Origin of the sequence: Parafrankia sp. EAN1pec, from assembly GCF_000018005.1 — a bacterium.
In the GTDB taxonomy this organism is placed as follows: Bacteria; Actinomycetota; Actinomycetes; order Frankiales; family Frankiaceae; genus Parafrankia; species Parafrankia soli.
In genome coordinates this window covers 7334602-7353943 of sequence record NC_009921.1, presented here as the reverse complement: position 1 = coordinate 7353943, position 19342 = coordinate 7334602, and the positions used below count along the sequence as shown (strand labels likewise).

The window sequence follows — 19342 nt, the reverse complement described above, 5'->3', positions numbered from 1 at the left end:
CAGACATGGCAGTGAGCCTCAGCGCCAGTGCGCGCCGGCGGACGGCCAAGCTCCGCCGCCACGTCCGCGTGCGCAAGAAGGTGTCGGGCACCCCGATCCGGCCGCGTCTCGTCGTCACCCGGTCCTCGCGGCACATCTACGCCCAGGTCATCGACGACGTCGCCGGGCACACGCTGGCCTCTGCTTCCACGTTGGAGGACGGGCTGCGCGCCTCCGACGGGGACAAGAGCGCCAAGGCCCGCGAGGTCGGTCGGCTCGTCGCCGAGCGCGCCCGCGCCGCCGGGATCGACGCCGTGGTGTTCGACCGGGGTGGTCGCACCTACCACGGCCGGATCGCCGCGCTGGCGGACGCGGCCCGCGAGGGCGGGCTGAACTTCTGATGACCACATCCACTAGGGAGATGTTCTAGATGCCAGGCCAGCAGCGCCGCGGAGGCGGCTCCGGCGGTTCCGACCGCCGCGAGCGCCGCGACCGTTCGGGCGGTGGCCCGGCGCAGGAGAAGACCGCTTATGTCGAGCGGGTCGTCGCCATCAACCGCGTGGCGAAGGTCGTGAAGGGCGGGCGTCGGTTCAGCTTCACGGCGCTCGTCGTGGTGGGCGACGCGGACGGCACCGTCGGCGTCGGCTACGGGAAGGCCAAGGAGGTCCCCGCGGCGATCGCCAAGGGGGTCGAGGAGGCCAAGAAGCATTTCTTCAAGGTCCCGCGCATCGGCTCCACCATCCCGCACCCGGTGCAGGGTGAGGAGGCCGCTGGGGTCGTGCTGCTCAAGCCCGCCTCGCCGGGTACCGGCGTCATCGCCGGTGGTCCGGTGCGCGCCGTGCTGGAGTGCGCCGGGGTGCACGACGTACTGTCGAAGTCGCTCGGGTCGTCGAACCCGATCAACATCGTGCACGCGACCGTCGCCGCGCTGCGCGGGTTGATGCGCCCCGAGGAGATCGCCGCCCGCCGTGGGCTCCCGTTGGAGGATGTCGCTCCGCCGGCGATGCTGCGAGCGCGGGCGGCCGGGGTCGGTGCGTAGTGGCCAAGCTGCGTATCACCCAGATCCGCTCCGGGATCGGCGGTACCCGCAACCAGCGCGAGACGCTGAGGACGCTGGGGCTGCGTAAGATCAACGCGAGCACCGTCCGTGACGACCGTCCCGAGGTTCTCGGGATGATCGCGACCGTGACCCATCTCGTCCGGGTCGAGGAGGTGGACTCCTGATGGCCGAGAAGACGCTGGAGAAGGCGGACTCCGCCACCGCGCAGGAGCGCGGCCGCGGGCTGAAGGTCCACCACCTTCGCCCGGCGCCGGGCGCCCACAAGAAGAAGCAGCGCGTGGGCCGCGGTGAGGGCTCCAAGGGCAAGACGGCCGGCCGTGGCACCAAGGGCTCGAAGGCACGCAAGCAGGTGCCGGCGCGCTTCGAGGGCGGCCAGATGCCCCTGCACATGCGGGTTCCCAAGCTCAAGGGCTTCCGCAACCGGTTCCGTACCGAGTACCAGGTGGTGAACGTCGCCACCCTGGTGGAGCTGTTCCCCGACGGCGGCACGATCGGCGTCGACGAGCTGGTCGCCGCCGGCGCGGTCCGGGGCAAGTCGCTGGTGAAGGTGCTCGGCGACGGTGAGATCGGCGTGGCCGTCCAGGTGACGGCGCATGCCTTCTCCGGTTCGGCGAAGCAGAAGATCGAAGCCGCCGGGGGCAGTGTCACCCAGGCGTGAGAGTGCCTCGGGACGGGTGGGGTGACCTACCCGTCCCGAGGCGTTCGTGCGTTCTCCGGTCAGCGCGCCGCAGTCGGTCGCCGGTGTCACCGCGAGCCTGGTGGCCGTCGGATGACCCGAGTACGGGGCCCTGAATCGTGACGCCGCGTAGTGGCCGCTGTGGGGTGCGGAGGAGGCCGGCAGGCGGTGTAAGGGCTCGCCGGTAACGCTGCAACAGGTGCCTCCTCGCTCTGAGTCTCGAGTACACCGGTGCCTACCACGAGTGATGTCCGGACGGGTGGGCCTCGGGTGCTGTTAGAGTCGCCTCACCGCGTACGGTCGGCTTCGGCGGCCAGCGGCGATCCGTACCGGACATCGAGTCCGTCCCGTCAGCCGTAAGGATCAGCAGGAGGAGTCGTGCTCACCGCCTTCACGCGGGCCTTCCGCACGCCCGACCTGCGGAAGAAACTGCTCTTCACCCTCGGCGTCGTCGTCCTGTTCCGGTTCGGCAGCGTCATGCCGTCGCCCGGCGTCTCCACGGCGGCGGTGAACGCGTGTCTGGACTCGGCCAGCGCCGAAAGCAACAACGTGTACTCGCTGATCAACCTCTTCAGCGGTGGCGCTCTCCTTCAGCTCTCGGTGTTCGCGCTCGGCATCATGCCGTACATCACCTCCAGCATCATCATCCAGCTTCTGGTGGTGGTGATTCCGCGGCTCGAGCAGCTCAAGAAGGAAGGCAGCTCGGGTGAGCAGAAGCTCACCCAGTACACCCGTTACCTGACGGTCGCCCTGGGCATCCTCCAGGCCACCGGCATCGTGGCGCTCGCCCGCAGCGGCCGGCTCTTCCCTGGCTGCAGCGCCCAGATCATCCCGGACACGAGCCTCTTCCGCATCGTCACCATCGTGATCACTATGACCGCTGGAACCGCGGTCATCATGTGGATGGGTGAGCTGATCACCGCCCGCGGCGTGGGCAACGGCATGTCCCTGCTGATCTTCACCTCGATCGCGGCGGCCCTGCCCTCCCAGGGCGGACGGATCCTCCAGGTCGCCGGTGGCGTCGTGTTCGGTCTCGTGATCCTGCTCGGTCTGGCCATCGTCGTGTTCGTAGTGTTCGTCGAACAGTCGCAGCGCCGCATCCCGGTGCAGTACGCGAAGCGGCTGATCGGGCGCCGGATGTATGGCGGAACGTCGACCTACCTCCCGATCAAGGTGAACCAGGCCGGCATCATCCCGGTCATCTTCGCCTCCTCGCTGCTCCAGCTCCCACAGCTCGTGGGCCAGGTGTGGAGCAACCAGACCTTCCAGGACTTCGAGCAGCGCTACCTGTCGCGCGGGGACCACCCGCTCTACCTCGTGGCCTACGGTGCGCTGATCATCTTCTTCACGTACTTCTATGTCGCGATCACCTTCAACCCGACGGAGGTCGCCGACAACATGAGGAAGTACGGCGGGTTCATCCCCGGGATCCGACCCGGCCGGCCCACGGCCGAATACCTGGATCACGTGCTGTCCCGCATCACCCTCCCTGGCTCGCTGTTCCTGGGGGTCATCACGGTGTTGCCGTTGGCGCTTCTCAACCTGACGAAGGACCAGCCCTTCCCGTTTGCTGGTACCTCGGTTCTGATCATGGTGGGAGTGGGGCTGGAGACCGTGAAACAGATTGAAAGCCAGCTCATGCTGCGCAACTACGAAGGATTCCTCCGGTAGTGCGCCTCGTACTGGTCGGACCGCCAGGCGCCGGCAAGGGGACGCAGGCTGCCTTCATCGCGCAGGCGAGATCCATTCCGAAGATCTCGACCGGCGACATCTTCCGGGCGAACGTCCGCGAGGGAACCGAACTCGGTGTCCAGGCGAAGGCGTTCATGGACTCCGGCGACCTCGTCCCCGACGAGATCACCATCGGCATGGTGCGCAACCGTCTCGCCGAGGACGACGCGGTCAAGGGCTTCCTCCTGGACGGCTTCCCGCGCAACGTCCCGCAGGCCGAGGTGCTCGGCGGAATGCTGGACGCGATGGGTACGCGTCTCGATGTGGTCCTCGAGTTGGTCGTCGACGACGACGAGGTGGTGCGGCGGCTCTCCGGCCGGCGGACCTGCCGGAACTGCGGGCACATCTGGCACCTCGACTTCGACCCGTCCCGGGTCGAGGGAATCTGTGACCGGTGCTCGGGGGAGCTGTTCCAGCGCGATGACGACCGTCCTGAGACGGTGCGCCACCGCCTCGAGGTGTATGCGGAGCAGACCTCCCCGCTTGTCGCCTACTACGCGGCCAAGGGCGTGCTCATCGGCATCGATGCGACCGGCCCGGTCGACAACGTAACCGATCGTGCCCTGGACGCGCTGCGCCACTACGGCGACTGACCGAGGCCGCCCCGCTCGCCGCGCCGTGACTCCGCCATACCTCGCGTCTCCGGCGGTTCCCGCACGGAACGCGGGCTCGGTGGCCCGAGGCCCTGCGTTCCGGAGCGCGGCGGTCCCGGGCACGGACACGGCTGCGGTGGTCCGAGGCCAGGCGGCGGGGCTGCCCGTGGCCTGGCGCCGTGCGGCCCCTGGGGGCCTCGCAGGTAGGCCGGCGGGGCCCGGCCTACGGGGGCCCCGGGCGGTTGAGGTCCTGCGGCTCGCAGGCGCCATGCGCGCACGTTTTTCGCCGGGGACATCCGCTCTCGACGAACGAGCCCTCATCTCGGTCACCGCGGACGGTTATCGTCGGTAGGGGAGCGGACGCGGGAGCGCGCCGACAGGGGATATGGGCGCGGCAGGCCCGTGCCGGGGCGGCAGCGTCGGCGGGGTTCGGACCCCGGCCGGGCTCAGACGAGGCGACGGGCACCTGTACGTCGCGAACACTACTGAGGGACGGGACCGGGTAGAGCGTGGCACGACGAGAGCACGTCCAGATCAAGACGGCATCCGAGATCGCCAAGATGCGGGTGGCCGGGCTGCTCGTCGCGAAGACCCTGGCGGCCTTGCGCGCGGCGGTGGCTCCGGGCGTCACCACGGAGGATCTCGATGCCCTCGCGGAGAAGACGATCCGTGCCGACGGGGGCATCCCGTCCTTCAAGGGCTACGCGCACCCTCCGTACCCGGCCTCGATCTGTAGCTCGGTGAACAACGAGGTGGTCCACGCGATCCCCAGCCGGCGCCGGGTGCTGCGCGAGGGGGACATCATCTCCATCGACTGCGGCGCGATCGTCGACGGCTGGCACGGCGACGCCGCGATCACCGTCCCGGTCGGCGAGGTGCCCTCCGAGGTCCTGGACATGCTCCGGGTCTGCGACGAGGCCCTGTGGCGCGGCCTTGCCGCCGCGCAGCTCGGCGGCCGGCTGACGGACATCAGCAACGTGGTCGAACGGCACATCGTCCCTCACGGCTACGGCATCGTCGACCACTACGGCGGTCACGGCATCGGGTCGGAGATGCACCAGCCGCCGCATGTGCTGAACTACGGCCGGGCCGGCCGGGGGATGAAGCTGGTCGAGGGCGTCGCGCTCGCGATCGAGCCGATGATCACTCTTGGCTCGCCGGACACCGTCGTCCTCGAGGACGAGTGGACGGTCGCGACCAAGGACGGCTCGCTCGCCGCCCACACCGAGCACTCCGTCGCTGTCACCCCACGTGGTCCGTGGGTGCTCACCGAGCCCGACGGCGGCGTGGCGAGGTTCGCGGAGCTGGGTGTGGCCTGTGGGCAGCCCGCCGACGCACCCACAGGCTGAGCGATCAGCCCCGCCCGTCGGTCCGATCGGGGTCGTGTGGGGCCCGTGTTGGCCCTTGACGGATGCGGCACGTACACTCATGAGTCGACGGTCTACAGCGTTGTCGGTGCCCATCGTTTCGTACGGTGACCCCGCGCGGTGACCTCGCGTGAGCGCACTCTCGGGTGCTCGATCGCTCGCCCAATGCGCGTCCGGGCCGTCATCCCAGCGTCGACGTCAGGACAGCGGAGGACATGCCGAAGAAGGACGGGGCCATCGAGATCGAAGGCCGAGTGGTGGAGCCGCTCCCGAACGCCATGTTCCGGGTGGAGCTCCAGAACGGTCATCGTGTTCTCGCCCACATCAGTGGCAAGATGCGTCAGCACTACATCCGGATCCTTCCCGAGGACCGGGTGGTGGTGGAGCTCTCGCCATACGACCTGTCCCGCGGTCGCATCGTCTACCGCTACAAGTAGTCGTCATCTCACCAGCGAGCGCGGCCCACGGCTGCGTGTGGAGGTTCGTGCGGCCGTGAAGGTCAAGCCGAGCGTGAAGAAGATCTGCGACAAGTGCAAGGTGATCCGCCGTCACGGGCGTGTCATGGTCATCTGCGACAACCTGCGCCACAAGCAGCGTCAGGGCTGATGACGGTCGGTGGGCCACCGGCCCGCCGACCATCACCGGCGGGCACCAGGCCCGCCGGTGACATCTGGCGGGCACCAGGCCCGCCGCCAGAAGCGACACCAGGCCGCGTCACGCGGTTCCCACCCCCGGTCGGAGGCCGGGGCCTCGTCGGTTTCACGGACCGGTGCCACCCGTCAGGGCGGCGTCGGCGTCCGGGCCGAGGCGGGGGCGGTGTCGCCCGAGACCTCCGGGTTCAGGAAGGAACCACCGCGTCATGGCACGCCTTTCCGGCGTCGACCTTCCCCGCGAGAAGCGGGTTGAGATCGCGCTGACCTACATCTTCGGGATCGGTCGCAGCCGCTCCCGGGACACCCTCGCCGCAACCGGGGTCAACCCGGACACCCGGGTCCGTGACCTCACCGACGACGAGGTCCAGAAGCTTCGGGAGTGGATCGACGCGAACTACCGCGTCGAGGGCGATCTCAACCGTGAGATCAAGCAGGACATTCGCCGCAAGATGGAGATCGGCTGCTACCAGGGTCTCCGTCACCGCCGCAACCTTCCCGTCCACGGCCAGCGCACGCACACCAACGCGCGTACCCGCAAGGGCCCGCGCCGCGCCATCGCCGGGAAGAAGAAGGCCGGCAAGAAGTAGTCACCGGTCCCTCCCGGGCCTCGGAGTCCGGGCTCCACGACCGCTGATCGACGACCTCGTAGACGGAGACCACGGGTTATGCCTCCCAAGACACGCGCCGCCGGCGTCAAGAAGGTCCGGCGGAAAGAAAAGAAGAACGTCGCCCACGGGCACGCTCACATCAAGAGCACGTTCAACAACACGATCGTCTCGATCACCGACCCCAGTGGGAACGTGATCTCGTGGGCGTCGGCCGGCCACGTCGGCTTCAAGGGCTCCCGCAAGTCCACCCCGTTCGCCGCGCAGATGGCCGCCGAGAACGCGGCCCGCAAGGCGCAGGAGCACGGGATGCGCAAGGTCGACGTCTTCGTCAAGGGTCCCGGCTCCGGCCGGGAGACGGCGATCCGCTCGCTGCAGGCCGCCGGCCTGGAGGTCGGGGCGATCCAGGACGTCACCCCCACCCCGCACAACGGCTGCCGCCCGCCGAAGCGTCGCCGGGTCTGAAGTCCGCGCCAGGGATACGAGAGAGAAGGACAAGCATGGCCCGTTACACCGGCGCGGACTGCAAGCGTTGCCGCCGCGAGAAGACGAAGCTGTTCCTCAAGGGCAGCAAGTGCGAGACCCCGAAGTGCCCGATCGAGATCCGGCCGTACCCGCCGGGCGAGCATGGCCGCGGCCGCACGAAGGACTCCGAGTACCTGCTGCAGAAGCGCGAGAAGCAGAAGTGCGCGCGCATCTACGGCATTCTGGAGAAGCAGTTCCGGGGCTACTACGACGAGGCGAACCGCCGCGCCGGCAAGACCGGTGACGAGCTGCTGAAGATCCTCGAGTCGCGCCTGGACAACGTGGTCTACCGGGGTGGCTTCGCGCCGTCCCGTGACGCCGCCCGCCAGGCCGTCCGGCACGGTCACGTGCAGGTCAACGGCCGCAAGGTCGACATCCCGAGCTACCGGGTCACCGAGAACGACATCGTGGAGATCGCGCCGAAGTCGCGCGAGCTCACCCCGTTCATCGTGGCCCGCGAGACCGCGGGGACCGGCCGCACCGTCCCGCCGTGGATCGAGGCCATCCCCAGCCAGATGCGCCTGCTCGTCCACTCGCTGCCCGCGCGCCAGGTGATCGACACCCAGGTGCAGGAGCAGCTGATCGTCGAGCTCTACTCGAAGTAGTCGCCGCCGTCCGGCGCCGGTCTCGTGCCGGCGCCGGGTCCGCGTCGGCCCCCGGTCTCGTGCCGGGGCCGGGCGGCGACCGGGCCACGGATCATTCCCGCTCGGCCCGGGGCCTGGGCATGGTGGCGGCACACGGGGATCCAAGGGGATCACGGTGGGCCGCGGAGGCCCAGGCGTACTGTTGTGTGGTGCGGGGGCGGACCGATGCCCCCGTGCCGGCTCCTCTTCAGGGGCTTCCACGGCGTCATATGGCGGTCGCCGTGTTCGGAAGGAAGTTCTCTCATGCTGATCGCTCAGCGTCCCTCGCTCGCCGAGGACCCGATCTCCGAGTTCCGGTCGCGCTTCGTGATCGAGCCGCTCGAGCCGGGCTTCGGCTACACCCTCGGCAACTCGCTGCGCCGCACCCTGCTGTCCTCCATCCCGGGCGCGGCCGTGACGAGTATCCGGGTGGACGGCGTCCTCCACGAGTTCTCCACCGTTCCCGGGGTCAAGGAGGACGTGACCGACCTGATCCTGAACCTCAAGGAACTGGTCGTCAGCTCCGACAACGACGAGCCGACCGTGATGTACCTGCGCAAGCAGGGCCCCGGTGAGGTCACCGCGGCCGACATCGCCCCCCCGGCCGGCGTCGAGGTGCACAACCCCGACCTGCACCTGGCCACCCTCAACGACAAGGGCAAGCTCGAGATCGAGCTGACCGTCGAGCGGGGCCGTGGCTATGTCAGCGCCGCCCAGAACAAGCAGCCGGGCCAGGAGATCGGTCGCATTCCGATCGACTCCATCTACTCCCCGGTGCTGAAGGTCACCTACAAGGTCGAGGCGACCCGTGTGGAGCAGCGCACGGACTTCGACCGGCTCATCGTCGACGTGGAGACGAAGCAGTCGATCTCCCCACGGGACGCGATGGCCAGCGCCGGCAAGACCCTCGTCGGCCTGTTCGGGCTGGCCCAGGAGCTCAACGCCGAGGCGGAGGGCGTCGACATCGGCCCGTCCGCGGCGGACGCTGCCCTGGCCGCCGACCTGGCGCTGCCGATCGAGGAGATGGACCTGACCGTCCGCTCGTACAACTGCCTCAAGCGCGAGGGCATCCACACCATCGGTGAGCTGGTGTCCCGCAGCGAGGCGGACCTGCTCGACATCCGCAACTTCGGGCAGAAGTCGATCGACGAGGTCAAGACCAAGCTGGGTGCCATGGGCCTGCAGCTCAAGGACTCCCCGCCCGGGTTCGACCCGCGCCAGGCCGTCGACACGTACGGCACCGACACGTACAACCCGTCGTTCTCCGACCCGTCCGATGACGGTCGCGAGTTCGTCGAGACCGAACAGTACTGATCTGACCGTGTCCCCGGGCGCCCGGTTAGCCGGGCGCCGGGGCACACGTCCACCGGGGGCCTAGCCGTGCTTCCCGGCGGCGCCTGGAGAGCAGCGAAAGGAACGAGGAGCACCCATCATGCCCACGCCAACCAAGGGCGCCCGGCTCGGCGGCAGCCCCGCACATGAGCGGCTGCTGCTGGCCAACCTCGCCACCGCGCTGTTCGAGCACGGCGGCATCACGACCACCGAGGCCAAGGCGCGCCGGCTGCGCCCCTACGCCGAGCGCCTGGTCACCCACGCGAAGCGAGGTGACCTGCACGCGCGGCGCCGGGTCATGCGGGTCGTCCGGAACAACTCGGTCGTCCACACGCTCTTCACCGAGATCGGCCCGCGCTACGCCGACCGTCCCGGCGGCTACACGCGGATCGTGAAGCTCGGCCCGCGCCGGGGCGACGCGGCGCCGATGGCCCGCATCGAGCTGGTCGAGGCGCTGACCATCGCGCAGACGGCCGTCTCCGAGGCCGAGCGTGCCCGCGGCACCCGGTTCGCGGCCCGCAAGGCTCCGACCGGGGCGACGGCGGAGGCCGCCGACGACCTCAAGAACGAGTCGCCGACCGCCGCCGCGGTGGCGGCCGAGGCCCAGGCGGAGCAGCCCACCGCCGAGGCCGTCGCCGCGGACGACGCGGCGACGACCGAGGCCAAGGACACCAAGCCGGAGAGCTGACCATGTCGGTCGGCCGCCGCACGGTCCGACCGCTCGCGTCGATCTCTGGTCCGGGCAGGAGCCCGTCGCCCATCATGGGCGGCGGGCTCCTGCCCTGTGGCGTCCCGCCGGGCGTCGTGTCGCTCACGGCGGTCCGGGCCGGAGTGACCCGTGACGACCGTGTCGTGGTGTGGGAGAGCGCGATGGGGCCGCAGGCCACCGGTGAGGCGCCGGAACCGGGGGACGGCGACCCCGGGATCCCCACCGGCCCTGGAAGCCAGACCGACCCCGGAGGTCAGGCCGGCTCCGGGAACCAGGCCGGCCATGGGAGCCAGGGTGGCTTCGGGAAGGCCGTGCGCCGGGTTGATCGGCCGGCGCAGCTTCGACACGAGGGACGCGCGCTCATGAGACCGGCCGAGGGACTGATCCGGCTGCGCCTGGACCTCGCCTACGACGGCACGGCCTTCGCCGGCTGGGCCCGCCAGCCCGGCCAGCGGACGGTCCAGGGTGACGTCGAGGACGCGCTGATGCGGGTCGCGCGGCTGCCGGCCGTCCGGCTCACCGTCGCCGGGCGCACCGACTCCGGCGTGCACGCCGCCGGCCAGGTGGCCCACGTCGACATCCCAGACGACACGCCGGTCGGTGGGCTCGCCCGCAGGCTGAACGGCGTGCTCGACCGCGCCGTCCGGGTGAAGGGCCTCGCGCCCGCCCCGGACGGGTTTGACGCCCGCTTCTCCGCGCTGTCCCGCAGATACGTCTACCGGATCACCGACGCCCCGTACGGGGCGGACCCGCTGCGCCGTTTCGACACCCTGGCGTCGCCGCGGCCGCTGGACGTCCCGGCGATGGCCGAGGCGGCGCTGCTGCTGCTCGGCGAGCATGACTTCGCCGCCTTCTGCCGGCGGCGCGAGGGCGCCACGACCGTCCGCACCCTGCTGCGCCTGGACGTCTCCCGCTCCCGCGACGTCATCCTCGCCGACGTCGAGGCGGACGCGTTCTGCCACTCCATGGTGCGTGCCCTGGCCGGCGCGCTGGTGGCGGTGGGGGAGGGCCGGCGCCGGCCGGAGTGGGTGGCCGCCGTCCTGGGCCGGGGCATGCGAGATCCCGCGGTGACTGTACTTCCGGCCCACGGGCTGACCCTGGTGGAGGTCCGCTACCCGCCGGACGCCGCCCTCGCCGCGCGGGCCCAGGTGACCCGCGCGGTCCGCGTGCCGACGACGCCGTCCGGCTAGCGTCTGGCGACGGTCCGCCAGACGGTCGCTTCGGCCGTCCGGCCAGCAGTGCCTCCGGCCGGACGGCCGGAGGCGTGCGTGCCTTTCGCGTGGCTGACCCGGTCGTCGGGCTGAAAGGTCTGGTCAGCGGGTGCTGGAGGTCGGGCTCGGCGCGGTGCCGGTCCCGCCGACGATCATGCGCTGGGCGATCGGTTCGGTGGCGATCAGTCCGAGATCCGTGATCACGTTCCGGAGGGCCGGGTCGTCGGCCGAGCCCTGGCTTCCGTCCACGTAGGCGAGCTGGGTGAGGATCATGTAGTGTCCGCGAGCGATCGCGGCGCGCCAGGAGTTGTCCCCGCCCGGGCCGAGGACCCGCGGGTTCTGGATGGAACCCGCCGGGATCGGTGGCGCTGCCACCCCGCCCCGGCCCTCCGCCGCGATCTTCGCCGCCGCCGCCGCGGTCGCCTGCTCGTCAACGACGAAGACCGAGAGGCCGGCGAGCACCTGCGGCTGGCCGGCGACCGGAGAGCTGACATACAGGGCACGGACGAGTTGGCGGCACACAGTGCCCTTGAGCGTGGTGACGAGCTCCCCGCTCAGCTCCGGACATCCTGAGACGAGGCTGCTGGCGATGCGGGTGTAGTTGTGTCCCTGGATGGTGACCCGCTCGTCGGCGAAGAACTCGTTCGGCCGCACCGGGGTGGAGTCGGACCGCGCGCTGTTGATGAAGTTCGGGTCGACCGTCGGGGGGCTCGGCCTGGCACCGGCCGCGGTGGATCCACCGTCGCCGCCGCGCAGCACTGTGATCACCGCGCCCGCGGCGAGTACGACGAGGACGAGGCCGACGGCCACCGCGAGGACACCCCGTGAGCGGATGGCCCGCCGCCAGCCCGGCGCCGGTGCGTCGCCCTCCTCCGGCAGCTGGAAGCGTCTCGCCTGGAAGGCGGCGAACCGCCCGGGGACGGGTTCGTCCTCGGGATAGGGATCGTCGTGCGCGGGGCCGAGCCTGGGCCCGCCCGGCAGGTTCGCCCGGCGGGCGTCGCCGCGGCCGTCGGCGCGTTCACCTGGCGCGCCGAGGCGCGCATCGCGCTGAGCCGGGTCGGCGGCGGGCGTTCCCGCGGCCCCGGGCTCCGCTGGCCTCGTGAGGACGGGAAGCGGACTCGTGGCGGTCCGGACCTGAAAGGAGTAGCCGTCCGTTCGGGGACCGGTCGACGGGCCACCCGCCGGCCCGGCCGCGCCGCCGATGCCGCCGGCCGTGTCAGGGTTCCCCCGGACCGCGCCGCTCGGGGCGGTGCCGCCCGGGGCCGCGCCGCCCGGGACGGTGCCGCCCGCCGCCGTATCGGCGGTGGGCGCGCCGGTGAACGGTTGCCCGAACGGCGGTGTTCTGTCGGCGGGCAGCTCGCTGGCGGGGTGTCCGCCGATGGGATGCCCGCCGGTCGGATAGCCGCCCGGCGCGCGGCCGGCGAGGGGATATGCACCGGTCGCGTAGGTGGGCATCGGGCCGAAGAGCGGGTCCTCGACCGGTGGCGTCCAGCCGCCCGTGTCCAGTGCCGCCCAGCCGCCTGTGGCGGCTGCGGCGTCCGTCGGGTCGGGCCACGCCTCGTCTGCACCCACCGATCCCGCACCCACCGATCCCGCACCCACCGATCCCGTACCCGCGGATCCCGTGCCCGCGGACCCGGCCCCCGCCGACCCCATGCCCGCCGAGCCGGCGTCCACTGGGCTCTCGTCCGGATGGGACGGGGTCGGACCGCCCCACTGCGGCGTGGGCCCGCCAGGGGCGGCGTCCACCGGGCCGGGGAGACCGCCCGGCGCCCCGTACCAGGGGGGCGCGGCGGCGGCGAGTGGATCCAGGGCCCACTGGAGGTCGTCGTGGGGCGATGGGCCGCCGTGCGGCCCGGTCGCGCCGGTGGGCGGTCCGCCGCTGCCGGGTTCGGGTGGCATGCGCTCCTCCTCGCTCATCCCCCCGACGGCCTGCCGCCTGTTCCCAGCTTCGCGCGGCGCTCGGCCGGCGGAGGGCGGCGCGGCTCCCGTGGGAAGCCGACGCGCCCGGCCGGTGGGCGAAAGAATATCGGAACTAGTCATATGGGCCTGTCGGGGCTGTTCGGTCGCCCGCCGCGGCCCCCCGACGGGCCGGGTTAACGGTCCGGACCGCGCGTATGACGCCTGTGGACGGCGGGATAACCCCGGGTGTTCGGGTGATCTCAACGGGCGTCCGCCCCGCGGCCGGGAGCCGTCGGTCCTGCTCCGCCGATCGCCTGGTAACCTCAAAGACTGCTGCGGTCCTACAGCCCTCGGACCAGACCAGCTCTCGGACGGGCCAGCCCTCGGGCAGGCCAGCTCTCGGGTAGAACGACTTCCGTGAGCCCCAAGTTCCGTGGGCACAGGTTCCGTGGGTCAAACCCCGCGTGCTGGGGGACCGCGCCCAAGCTTCTGGTAACGCGACTCTTGGCAATGCATCTGGCACACCTCGCCTTGCAACGCACCTCGCCTTGCAGGGCACCTCGCTAGCGACACCGACGAGGCTCCCCGCGAGTTCGTCCGAACGAGAAGGCAGACCTGTGCGCACGTACCAGCCCAAGCCCGCGGACGTACAGCGCGCGTGGCACATCATCGATGCCACCGACGTCGTGCTCGGTCGGCTGGCCAGCCAGGCGGCCCAGCTCCTGCGCGGCAAGAACAAGCCGTACTTCGCCCCGCACATCGACACGGGCGACTTCGTGGTGATCATCAATGCCGGCAAGGTCGCTATGACCGGTAACAAGCGCGAGCAGGCCAAGTACCACCGGCACTCGGGCTTCCCGGGCGGTCTGCGCAGCACGTCCTACGGCGAGCTGCTCGACACGCGTCCCCACGTGATCGTCGAGCGGGCGATCCGTGGGATGCTGCCTCACAACCGGCTCGGCCGCGCGCAGGGCAGCAAGCTGAAGGTGTACGCGGGCCCGACTCACCCGCACCAGGCGCAGCAGCCCGTCCCGTACGAGATCAAGCAGGTCGCGCAGTAGTCGCGGCTCGATGGGCATCCCGAATAACGCGGGCGGCGTTCAGCGCCCGTCCGACTAACGGCCCGACATGACCGATCGGGCCGTTTCGGGTGGCCTCGAGCGATCTGGTTACAAACAAGGAAGGAACGCGACGTGGCTGTCGTGACCGACGCCCAGGGCAACCCCCGTGCTACCGGGCGGCGCAAGGAGGCGGTCGTCCGGGTGCGCCTGATCCCGGGCACCGGCAACTGGAACCTCAACGGGCGCAAGCTCGAGGAGTACTTCCCCAACAAGGTGCATCAGCAGCTCGTGAACGAGCCGCTGAAGACCCTGGAGCGGGCCGAGTCCTACGACGTGGTGGCCCGTCTGCACGGCGGCGGCGTCTCGGGTCAGGCTGGCGCGCTGCGCCTGGCCATCGCCCGGGCGTTGATCGTCGTCGACGAGGAGGCGCGCCCCACCCTGAAGAAGGCGGGCTTCCTCACCCGGGACGCACGGGTGAAGGAGCGGAAGAAGTACGGCCTGAAGAAGGCCCGTAAGGCGCCTCAGTACAGCAAGCGCTGACCCGCTGCCCACTGCGTGCGGTGGTCGAGCCCGGCAGGCACGTCCTGCCGGGCTCACAGGCGCGCGGTGGTTTCGTTCCATCCAGTGGTCTTGTTCCGATGTCCGCGCGGCGTGCCGGTGGCGCGTGGCGGTGCTGCTCCGATCCCTTGGGAGGCCTCAGTGGCGAGGCTTTTCGGCACCGACGGCGTCCGCGGTGTCGCGAACGCCGACCTGACGGCGGAGCTGGCGCTCGCGCTGGCGTCCGCCGCGGTGGAGGAGGTCGCGGACCGCGGCACGCCACCGCCCGGTCCGGTGGACGGCGTGCCCGTCGCGCGGTCCGCCCACGGCATCGACCACCGGCCGCTCGTCGTCGTGGGGCGGGACACCCGCCCGTCCGGTGAGTTCCTCGAAGCCGCGGTCGTCGCCGGTCTGGCCCGCGCGGGCGCGGACGTCACCCGGATCGGGGTCGTGCCGACCCCCGCCGTGTCCTACGTGGTCGCCGCGACCGGCGCCGACCTGGGCGTCATGCTCTCCGCGAGCCACAACCCGATGCCCGACAACGGGATCAAGCTCTTCGCCGCGGGCGGGCTGAAGCTGCCGGACGACGTCGAGGACGCCATCGAGCGCCGCATGGCCGGCCCGGCGGCACGCCGCCCGGTGGCGGCCGCGGTCGGGCGGGTCCGCGACGACAGCATGCTCGTCGACGGGTACGTCGACCACCTGCTCGCGACCCTGCCCGGCGGCCCCGGGGGCCTGCGCGGCCTGCGGGTCGTCGTGGACTGCGCCCAGGGCGCCGCCTCCGATCTCGCCCCGCGGGTCCTGCGCGCCGCCGGCGCCGATGTGATCGCGCTGCACGCCGACGGCGACGGGCTGCGCATCAACGACCGTTCCGGGGCGACCCACCTCGACAGCCTGCGCGACGCCGTCGTGGCGCACGGCGCCGACGCCGGCATCGCCCACGACGGCGACGCCGACCGGTGCCTGGCCGTGGACTCCGCCGGGGAGATCGTCGACGGTGACCAGATCCTCGCGCTGTGCGCGCTGGCGCTCGCCGAGCGCGGCGAGCTCGAGCGCGGCACCGTGGTCGTCACCGTGATGTCGAATCTCGGGTTCCACCACGCCATGCGCGACGCCGGCATCGACGTCGTCACCACCCCGGTCGGGGACCGCTACGTCCTGGAGGCCATGCGCTCCGGCGCCTACTCGCTCGGCGGCGAGCAGAGCGGGCACGTGGTCTTCCTCCGCCACGCCGGCACCGGCGACGGGCTGCTCACCGCCCTGCAGATCCTCGGCCGGATGGCGGAGACCAGCCAGCCGCTGCACGAGCTGGCGAAGGCGATGACCCGGCTGCCGCAGGTCCTGGTGAACGTCCGCGGTGTCGACCGGGCGCGGGCGGAGACCTCCGACGAGCTGCGCGCCGCGGTGGCCGACGCCGAGGCGGAGCTGGCCGGGGCCGGCCGGGTGCTGCTGCGGCCGTCCGGCACCGAGCCGCTGGTGCGCGTGATGGTCGAGGCACCGACGGACGAGCTCGCCCGGGACGTCGCCGGCCGGCTCGCCGACGTCGTGCAGCGCGCCCTGCGCTGACCAACGCGCCCTGCGCTGAACCCGCGTTCGCACCCGTCACCCGCGGGCCCGTTCCGCGGGCCCGATTTCCGCGGGCGGGGAGCGTCGGGCACGTGCCGGTGGATTCGGCCGACGCCGACGGGACATCTCCGGCAACCGAGTGGTCCGTGCCTGGCGCTCGGACCGGACTGCGTACGCTGAGCAACATGTGCGGGATCATTGGTTACGTCGGTGATCAATCAGCCTTGGACGTCGCGCTGAGCGGGCTGCGCCGGCTGGAGTACCGCGGCTACGACTCCGCGGGTGTCGCCGTCGTCGGCGCGGGTGCGCTGAGAACCGCGCGCCGCGCCGGGCGGCTGGCGAACCTGGAGAAGATCCTCGGCGAGGACAACGACCCCATGCCCGGCACGACCGGGATGGGGCACACTCGCTGGGCGACGCACGGCGGCCCGACCGACGTCAACGCCCACCCGCACACCGACTGCACCGGCACCGTCGCGGTGATCCACAACGGCATCATCGAGAACTTCGCGGAGCTGCGCGCCGAGCTGGAGGCCGCCGGCCACGAGCTGGCCAGCGAGACCGACACCGAGGTCGTCGCCCACCTGCTCGAGATCGAGATGGCCCGTGATCCCGGCTCCCGCCCGGCGGGGGGTGCGGCGGGGTCGGCGCTCCCGCACCCGCTCAGCGAGGCTTTGCGCATCGTGTGCCGCCGGCTGGAGGGCGCGTTCACGCTCGTCGTCCTGCACCGCGACCATCCCGAGGTCGTCGTGGGCGCGCGGCGCAACAGTCCGCTCGTCGTCGGCCTCGGCGCGGGCGAGACCTTCCTGGCCAGCGACGTCTCCGCGTTCATCGCGCACACCCGTGAGGCGCTCGAGATCGGCCAGGACCAGCTCGTCGAGGCCCGGCGCGACGGTGTGACCGTCTACGACTTCGCCGGCGCCGTCGTCGAGGGGCGCCGCTACCACGTCGACTGGGACGCGAGCGCCGCCGAGAAGGGCGGCTACCCCTACTTCATGCTGAAGGAGATCAGCGAGCAGCCCACGGCGCTCGCCGACACGCTGCGCGGGCGGCTCTCCGCGGAGGGCACCATCGTCCTGGACGAGGAGCGCCTCTCCGACCAGGACTTCCGCGACATCGACAAGGTCTTCATCGTGGCCTGCGGGACGGCCTACCATGCCGGCCTGATCGCCAAGTACGCGATCGAGCACTGGACGCGGCTGCCCTGCGAGGTCGAGATGGCCTCGGAGTTCCGCTACCGCGACCCGGTGCTGGACCGCTCGACGCTGGTCGTCGCGATCAGCCAGAGCGGCGAGACGCTCGACACCCTGATGGCGGTCAAGCACGCCCGTGAGCAGAAGGCCCGCGTGCTGGCGATCTGCAACACGAACGGCTCGACGATCCCGCGCGAGTCGGACGCCGTTCTGTACACCCGGTGTGGTCCCGAGGTGGGCGTGGCGGCGACGAAGACGTTCCTCGGGCAGGTGGCGGCCTGCCTGCTCGTCGGCCTGTTCCTGGCGCAGACCCGGGGCGTCCTCTACGGCGACGAGGTCGCCGCCTACGTGGACCGGCTACAGCGCGTCCCGGAGCTCGTCCGGCGCACGCTCGCCACCGTCGAGCCGGTGCGGGAGCTCGCCCGCAGCCTGGCCGACGCCAAGGCGGTGCTGTTCCTCGGCCGCCACGTCGGCTACCCGGTGGCACTGGAGGGCGCGCTGAAGCTGAAGGAACTGGCCTACATGCACGCCGAGGGCTTCCCGGCCGGGGAGCTGAAGCACGGCCCGATCGCGCTGATCGAGCCCGGCCTGCCGGTGGTCGTGGTCGTGCCGTCGCCGCGCGGGCGGGCGAGCCTGCACGGGAAGATCGTCTCCAACATCCAGGAGGTCCGTGCCCGCGGCGCACGCACGATCGTGATCGCGGAGGAGGGCGACACCGCCGTCGAGCCCTACGCGGACCACCTGATCCGGGTTCCCGCCACGTCATCGCTGTTCGCGCCGCTGGTCACGACCCTGCCGCTGCAGGTCTTCGCCTGCGAGCTCGCGCTCGCGCGCGGGCTGGACGTCGACCAGCCGCGCAACCTGGCCAAGTCCGTCACGGTCGAGTAGCACCAGCGCGGCCTGGGCCGAGGGTCGTCAGGTGCGTCGCCTCGGCACCGCGGCGGAGGGGCGCGCCGGTGTGGTGGCCGGCACGCCCCCGTCTGGCGTCAGCCCAGGTCCTTCGGCTGTCCGCCGGGTGCGCTCGCGCCGCCACCGGCCGGGCCAGGATCGGTGGCACCGGCCGTGCCGGCGGGCCCGGAGCCTGTGCCGCCGTCCTCGGCCGGGCCGGCCGCCGGTGAATCCGTCAGGTCGCCGGCGAGGATGCGGTACAGACCGCGCCGGGTCTCGGTGAGGAGGTCCCGGGCCGCGGCGATCTGGTCGGCGTCGCCGGCCTGCGCGACCTGGACGACCGCCGCGCCGACCCCGAAGGCCAGCGTCCGCAGCGCGGTTGTCTCGTCGTCCGCGCTCGCCGCCGCGGTCTCCCACGGCTTGGCCGTTCCGGCGCGGGCCTCCACGTGGGCGCGGCCCGCGTCGGTGAGGTGGAAGACGCGGCGCCCGTCGCGCTCCTCGGCGCGGACCAGCCCCTCGTCGGCGAGCAGCGACAGCACGGGGTAGACGGAGCCGGGACTCGGCCGCCAGACCCCGCCGCTGCGGGAGGCCAGCTCGCCGATCATCTGGTAGCCGTGCATCGGCTCCTCGGCGAGCAACGCGAGCAGTGCCTCGCGGACGTCGCCGCGGGCGACCCGTGCCCCGCGCCCGAAACCGGGCCCCGGCGGGAAGCCGCGGCCGAACGGCCAACCGCCCGGCCCGAACCCGCCCGGCCCGAAGGGCCCGCCCGGCCGGCTGCCCCGCCCACCGCGCCCACCGCGCCCGCGCGGGCCGGGGCCGTGGTCGCCACCGTGTTCGCCGGGCCCGTGGTCACCGTGACCGTGGTCACCGTGCATGTGGCTGCGGTGCTCGCCGTGCGCATGGCCGCGGTGCTCGCCGTGCACGTGGCTGTGCTCGCCCGGCCGGCACGAGCCTCGGGCCGCCTCGGCGAGTGCCAGAAGCCGGGCGGGATCCAGGAGCCGGGTGGGGTCGAACGGTAGGTACCGGCCCCAGGTGTCCCAGCGGGCATCCCATCCCGGCATGGCGTGTGAACTCATTGTGATCTCCTTAGCAAGTGAATCGCGTTGCTTCGCGTACGTTCACGATATATCG

Annotated in this window: 21 protein-coding genes; 19 read left to right on the top strand and 2 right to left on the bottom strand. The window is 71.7% G+C overall.

What is annotated here, in order from left to right:
• Positions 1–5: 5 nt before the first annotated feature.
• The 15 genes from rplR (at position 6) to truA (ending at position 11043) form a co-directional block, all read left to right on the top strand.
• The gene (gene rplR, locus FRANEAN1_RS29900) at positions 6–380 is read left to right on the top strand and encodes a 50S ribosomal protein L18 (protein WP_020463469.1); all 375 of its coding nucleotides are present in this window, start codon (positions 6–8) and stop codon (positions 378–380) included.
• 29 nt (positions 381–409) lie between these two features.
• The gene (rpsE, locus tag FRANEAN1_RS29895; RefSeq protein ID WP_018505116.1) at positions 410–1018 is read left to right on the top strand and encodes a 30S ribosomal protein S5; all 609 of its coding nucleotides are present in this window, start codon (positions 410–412) and stop codon (positions 1016–1018) included.
• Entirely contained in the window at positions 1018–1203 is a 186-nt protein-coding gene (rpmD, locus tag FRANEAN1_RS29890) for a 50S ribosomal protein L30 (protein WP_020463468.1), read from the top strand. Before rpsE ends, rpmD begins: the two co-directional genes overlap by 1 nt.
• The gene (gene rplO, locus FRANEAN1_RS29885) at positions 1203–1697 is read left to right on the top strand and encodes a 50S ribosomal protein L15 (protein WP_020463467.1); all 495 of its coding nucleotides are present in this window, start codon (positions 1203–1205) and stop codon (positions 1695–1697) included. The genes rpmD and rplO overlap by 1 nt, the downstream gene beginning before the upstream one ends.
• Before the next feature lie 396 nt (positions 1698–2093).
• Positions 2094–3386, top strand: coding sequence for a preprotein translocase subunit SecY (gene secY / locus FRANEAN1_RS29880; RefSeq protein WP_020463466.1), 1293 nt, complete (start codon positions 2094–2096; stop codon positions 3384–3386).
• Entirely contained in the window at positions 3386–4039 is a 654-nt protein-coding gene (locus tag FRANEAN1_RS29875; RefSeq protein WP_020463465.1) for an adenylate kinase, read from the top strand. The genes secY and FRANEAN1_RS29875 overlap by 1 nt, the downstream gene beginning before the upstream one ends.
• Before the next feature lie 509 nt (positions 4040–4548).
• The gene (map, locus tag FRANEAN1_RS29870) at positions 4549–5388 is read left to right on the top strand and encodes a type I methionyl aminopeptidase (protein WP_020463464.1); all 840 of its coding nucleotides are present in this window, start codon (positions 4549–4551) and stop codon (positions 5386–5388) included.
• A 233-nt stretch (positions 5389–5621) separates the two neighbouring features.
• Positions 5622–5843, top strand: coding sequence for a translation initiation factor IF-1 (gene infA, locus FRANEAN1_RS29865; RefSeq protein ID WP_006541558.1), 222 nt, complete (start codon positions 5622–5624; stop codon positions 5841–5843).
• A gap of 55 nt (positions 5844–5898) precedes the next feature.
• On the top strand, positions 5899–6012 hold the full coding sequence (gene rpmJ / locus FRANEAN1_RS29860; RefSeq protein ID WP_003956441.1) for a 50S ribosomal protein L36: 114 nt from the start codon (positions 5899–5901) through the stop codon (positions 6010–6012).
• Between the two features lie 253 nt (positions 6013–6265).
• Complete coding sequence (rpsM, locus tag FRANEAN1_RS29855; RefSeq protein WP_018505109.1) at positions 6266–6646, top strand: 30S ribosomal protein S13; 381 nt, start codon at positions 6266–6268, stop codon at positions 6644–6646.
• Positions 6647–6724: 78 nt separating this feature from the next.
• Entirely contained in the window at positions 6725–7129 is a 405-nt protein-coding gene (gene rpsK / locus FRANEAN1_RS29850; RefSeq protein ID WP_020463463.1) for a 30S ribosomal protein S11, read from the top strand.
• 35 nt (positions 7130–7164) lie between these two features.
• Positions 7165–7794, top strand: coding sequence for a 30S ribosomal protein S4 (rpsD, locus tag FRANEAN1_RS29845; protein ID WP_018638454.1), 630 nt, complete (start codon positions 7165–7167; stop codon positions 7792–7794).
• A gap of 282 nt (positions 7795–8076) precedes the next feature.
• Positions 8077–9126, top strand: a complete 1050-nt coding sequence (locus FRANEAN1_RS29840) for a DNA-directed RNA polymerase subunit alpha (RefSeq protein ID WP_041254923.1) — start codon at positions 8077–8079, stop codon at positions 9124–9126.
• A 118-nt stretch (positions 9127–9244) separates the two neighbouring features.
• Positions 9245–9832 carry a 50S ribosomal protein L17 gene (gene rplQ / locus FRANEAN1_RS29835; protein WP_020463461.1) on the top strand — a complete coding sequence of 196 codons (588 nt, stop codon included), beginning with the start codon at positions 9245–9247 and terminating at the stop codon, positions 9830–9832.
• A gap of 383 nt (positions 9833–10215) precedes the next feature.
• Complete coding sequence (truA, locus tag FRANEAN1_RS29830) at positions 10216–11043, top strand: tRNA pseudouridine(38-40) synthase TruA (RefSeq protein ID WP_020463460.1); 828 nt, start codon at positions 10216–10218, stop codon at positions 11041–11043.
• A gap of 123 nt (positions 11044–11166) precedes the next feature.
• Here the strand turns inward: truA and FRANEAN1_RS29825 are convergent, their stop codons facing one another.
• Positions 11167–12966, bottom strand: a complete 1800-nt coding sequence (locus FRANEAN1_RS29825) for a hypothetical protein (protein ID WP_041254922.1) — start codon at positions 12964–12966, stop codon at positions 11167–11169.
• A gap of 617 nt (positions 12967–13583) precedes the next feature.
• On the opposite strand from FRANEAN1_RS29825, the gene rplM reads away from it, so the two are divergent.
• The 4 genes from rplM (at position 13584) to glmS (ending at position 18211) form a co-directional block, all read left to right on the top strand.
• A complete protein-coding gene (gene rplM, locus FRANEAN1_RS29820; RefSeq protein ID WP_020463458.1) occupies positions 13584–14027 on the top strand; it encodes a 50S ribosomal protein L13 in 444 nt (147 codons plus the stop codon).
• Positions 14028–14159: 132 nt separating this feature from the next.
• Positions 14160–14567 carry a 30S ribosomal protein S9 gene (gene rpsI / locus FRANEAN1_RS29815; RefSeq protein ID WP_020463457.1) on the top strand — a complete coding sequence of 136 codons (408 nt, stop codon included), beginning with the start codon at positions 14160–14162 and terminating at the stop codon, positions 14565–14567.
• A gap of 159 nt (positions 14568–14726) precedes the next feature.
• Positions 14727–16130: a phosphoglucosamine mutase gene (gene glmM, locus FRANEAN1_RS29810; RefSeq protein WP_020463456.1), complete on the top strand. Its 1404-nt coding sequence runs from the start codon at positions 14727–14729 to the stop codon at positions 16128–16130.
• Positions 16131–16315: 185 nt separating this feature from the next.
• A complete protein-coding gene (gene glmS, locus FRANEAN1_RS29805) occupies positions 16316–18211 on the top strand; it encodes a glutamine--fructose-6-phosphate transaminase (isomerizing) (RefSeq protein ID WP_020463455.1) in 1896 nt (631 codons plus the stop codon).
• Positions 18212–18309: 98 nt separating this feature from the next.
• Here glmS and FRANEAN1_RS29800 read toward each other — a convergent pair whose 3' ends face one another.
• On the bottom strand, positions 18310–19287 hold the full coding sequence (locus FRANEAN1_RS29800) for a PadR family transcriptional regulator (RefSeq protein ID WP_020463454.1): 978 nt from the start codon (positions 19285–19287) through the stop codon (positions 18310–18312).
• Positions 19288–19342: the final 55 nt, after the last annotated feature.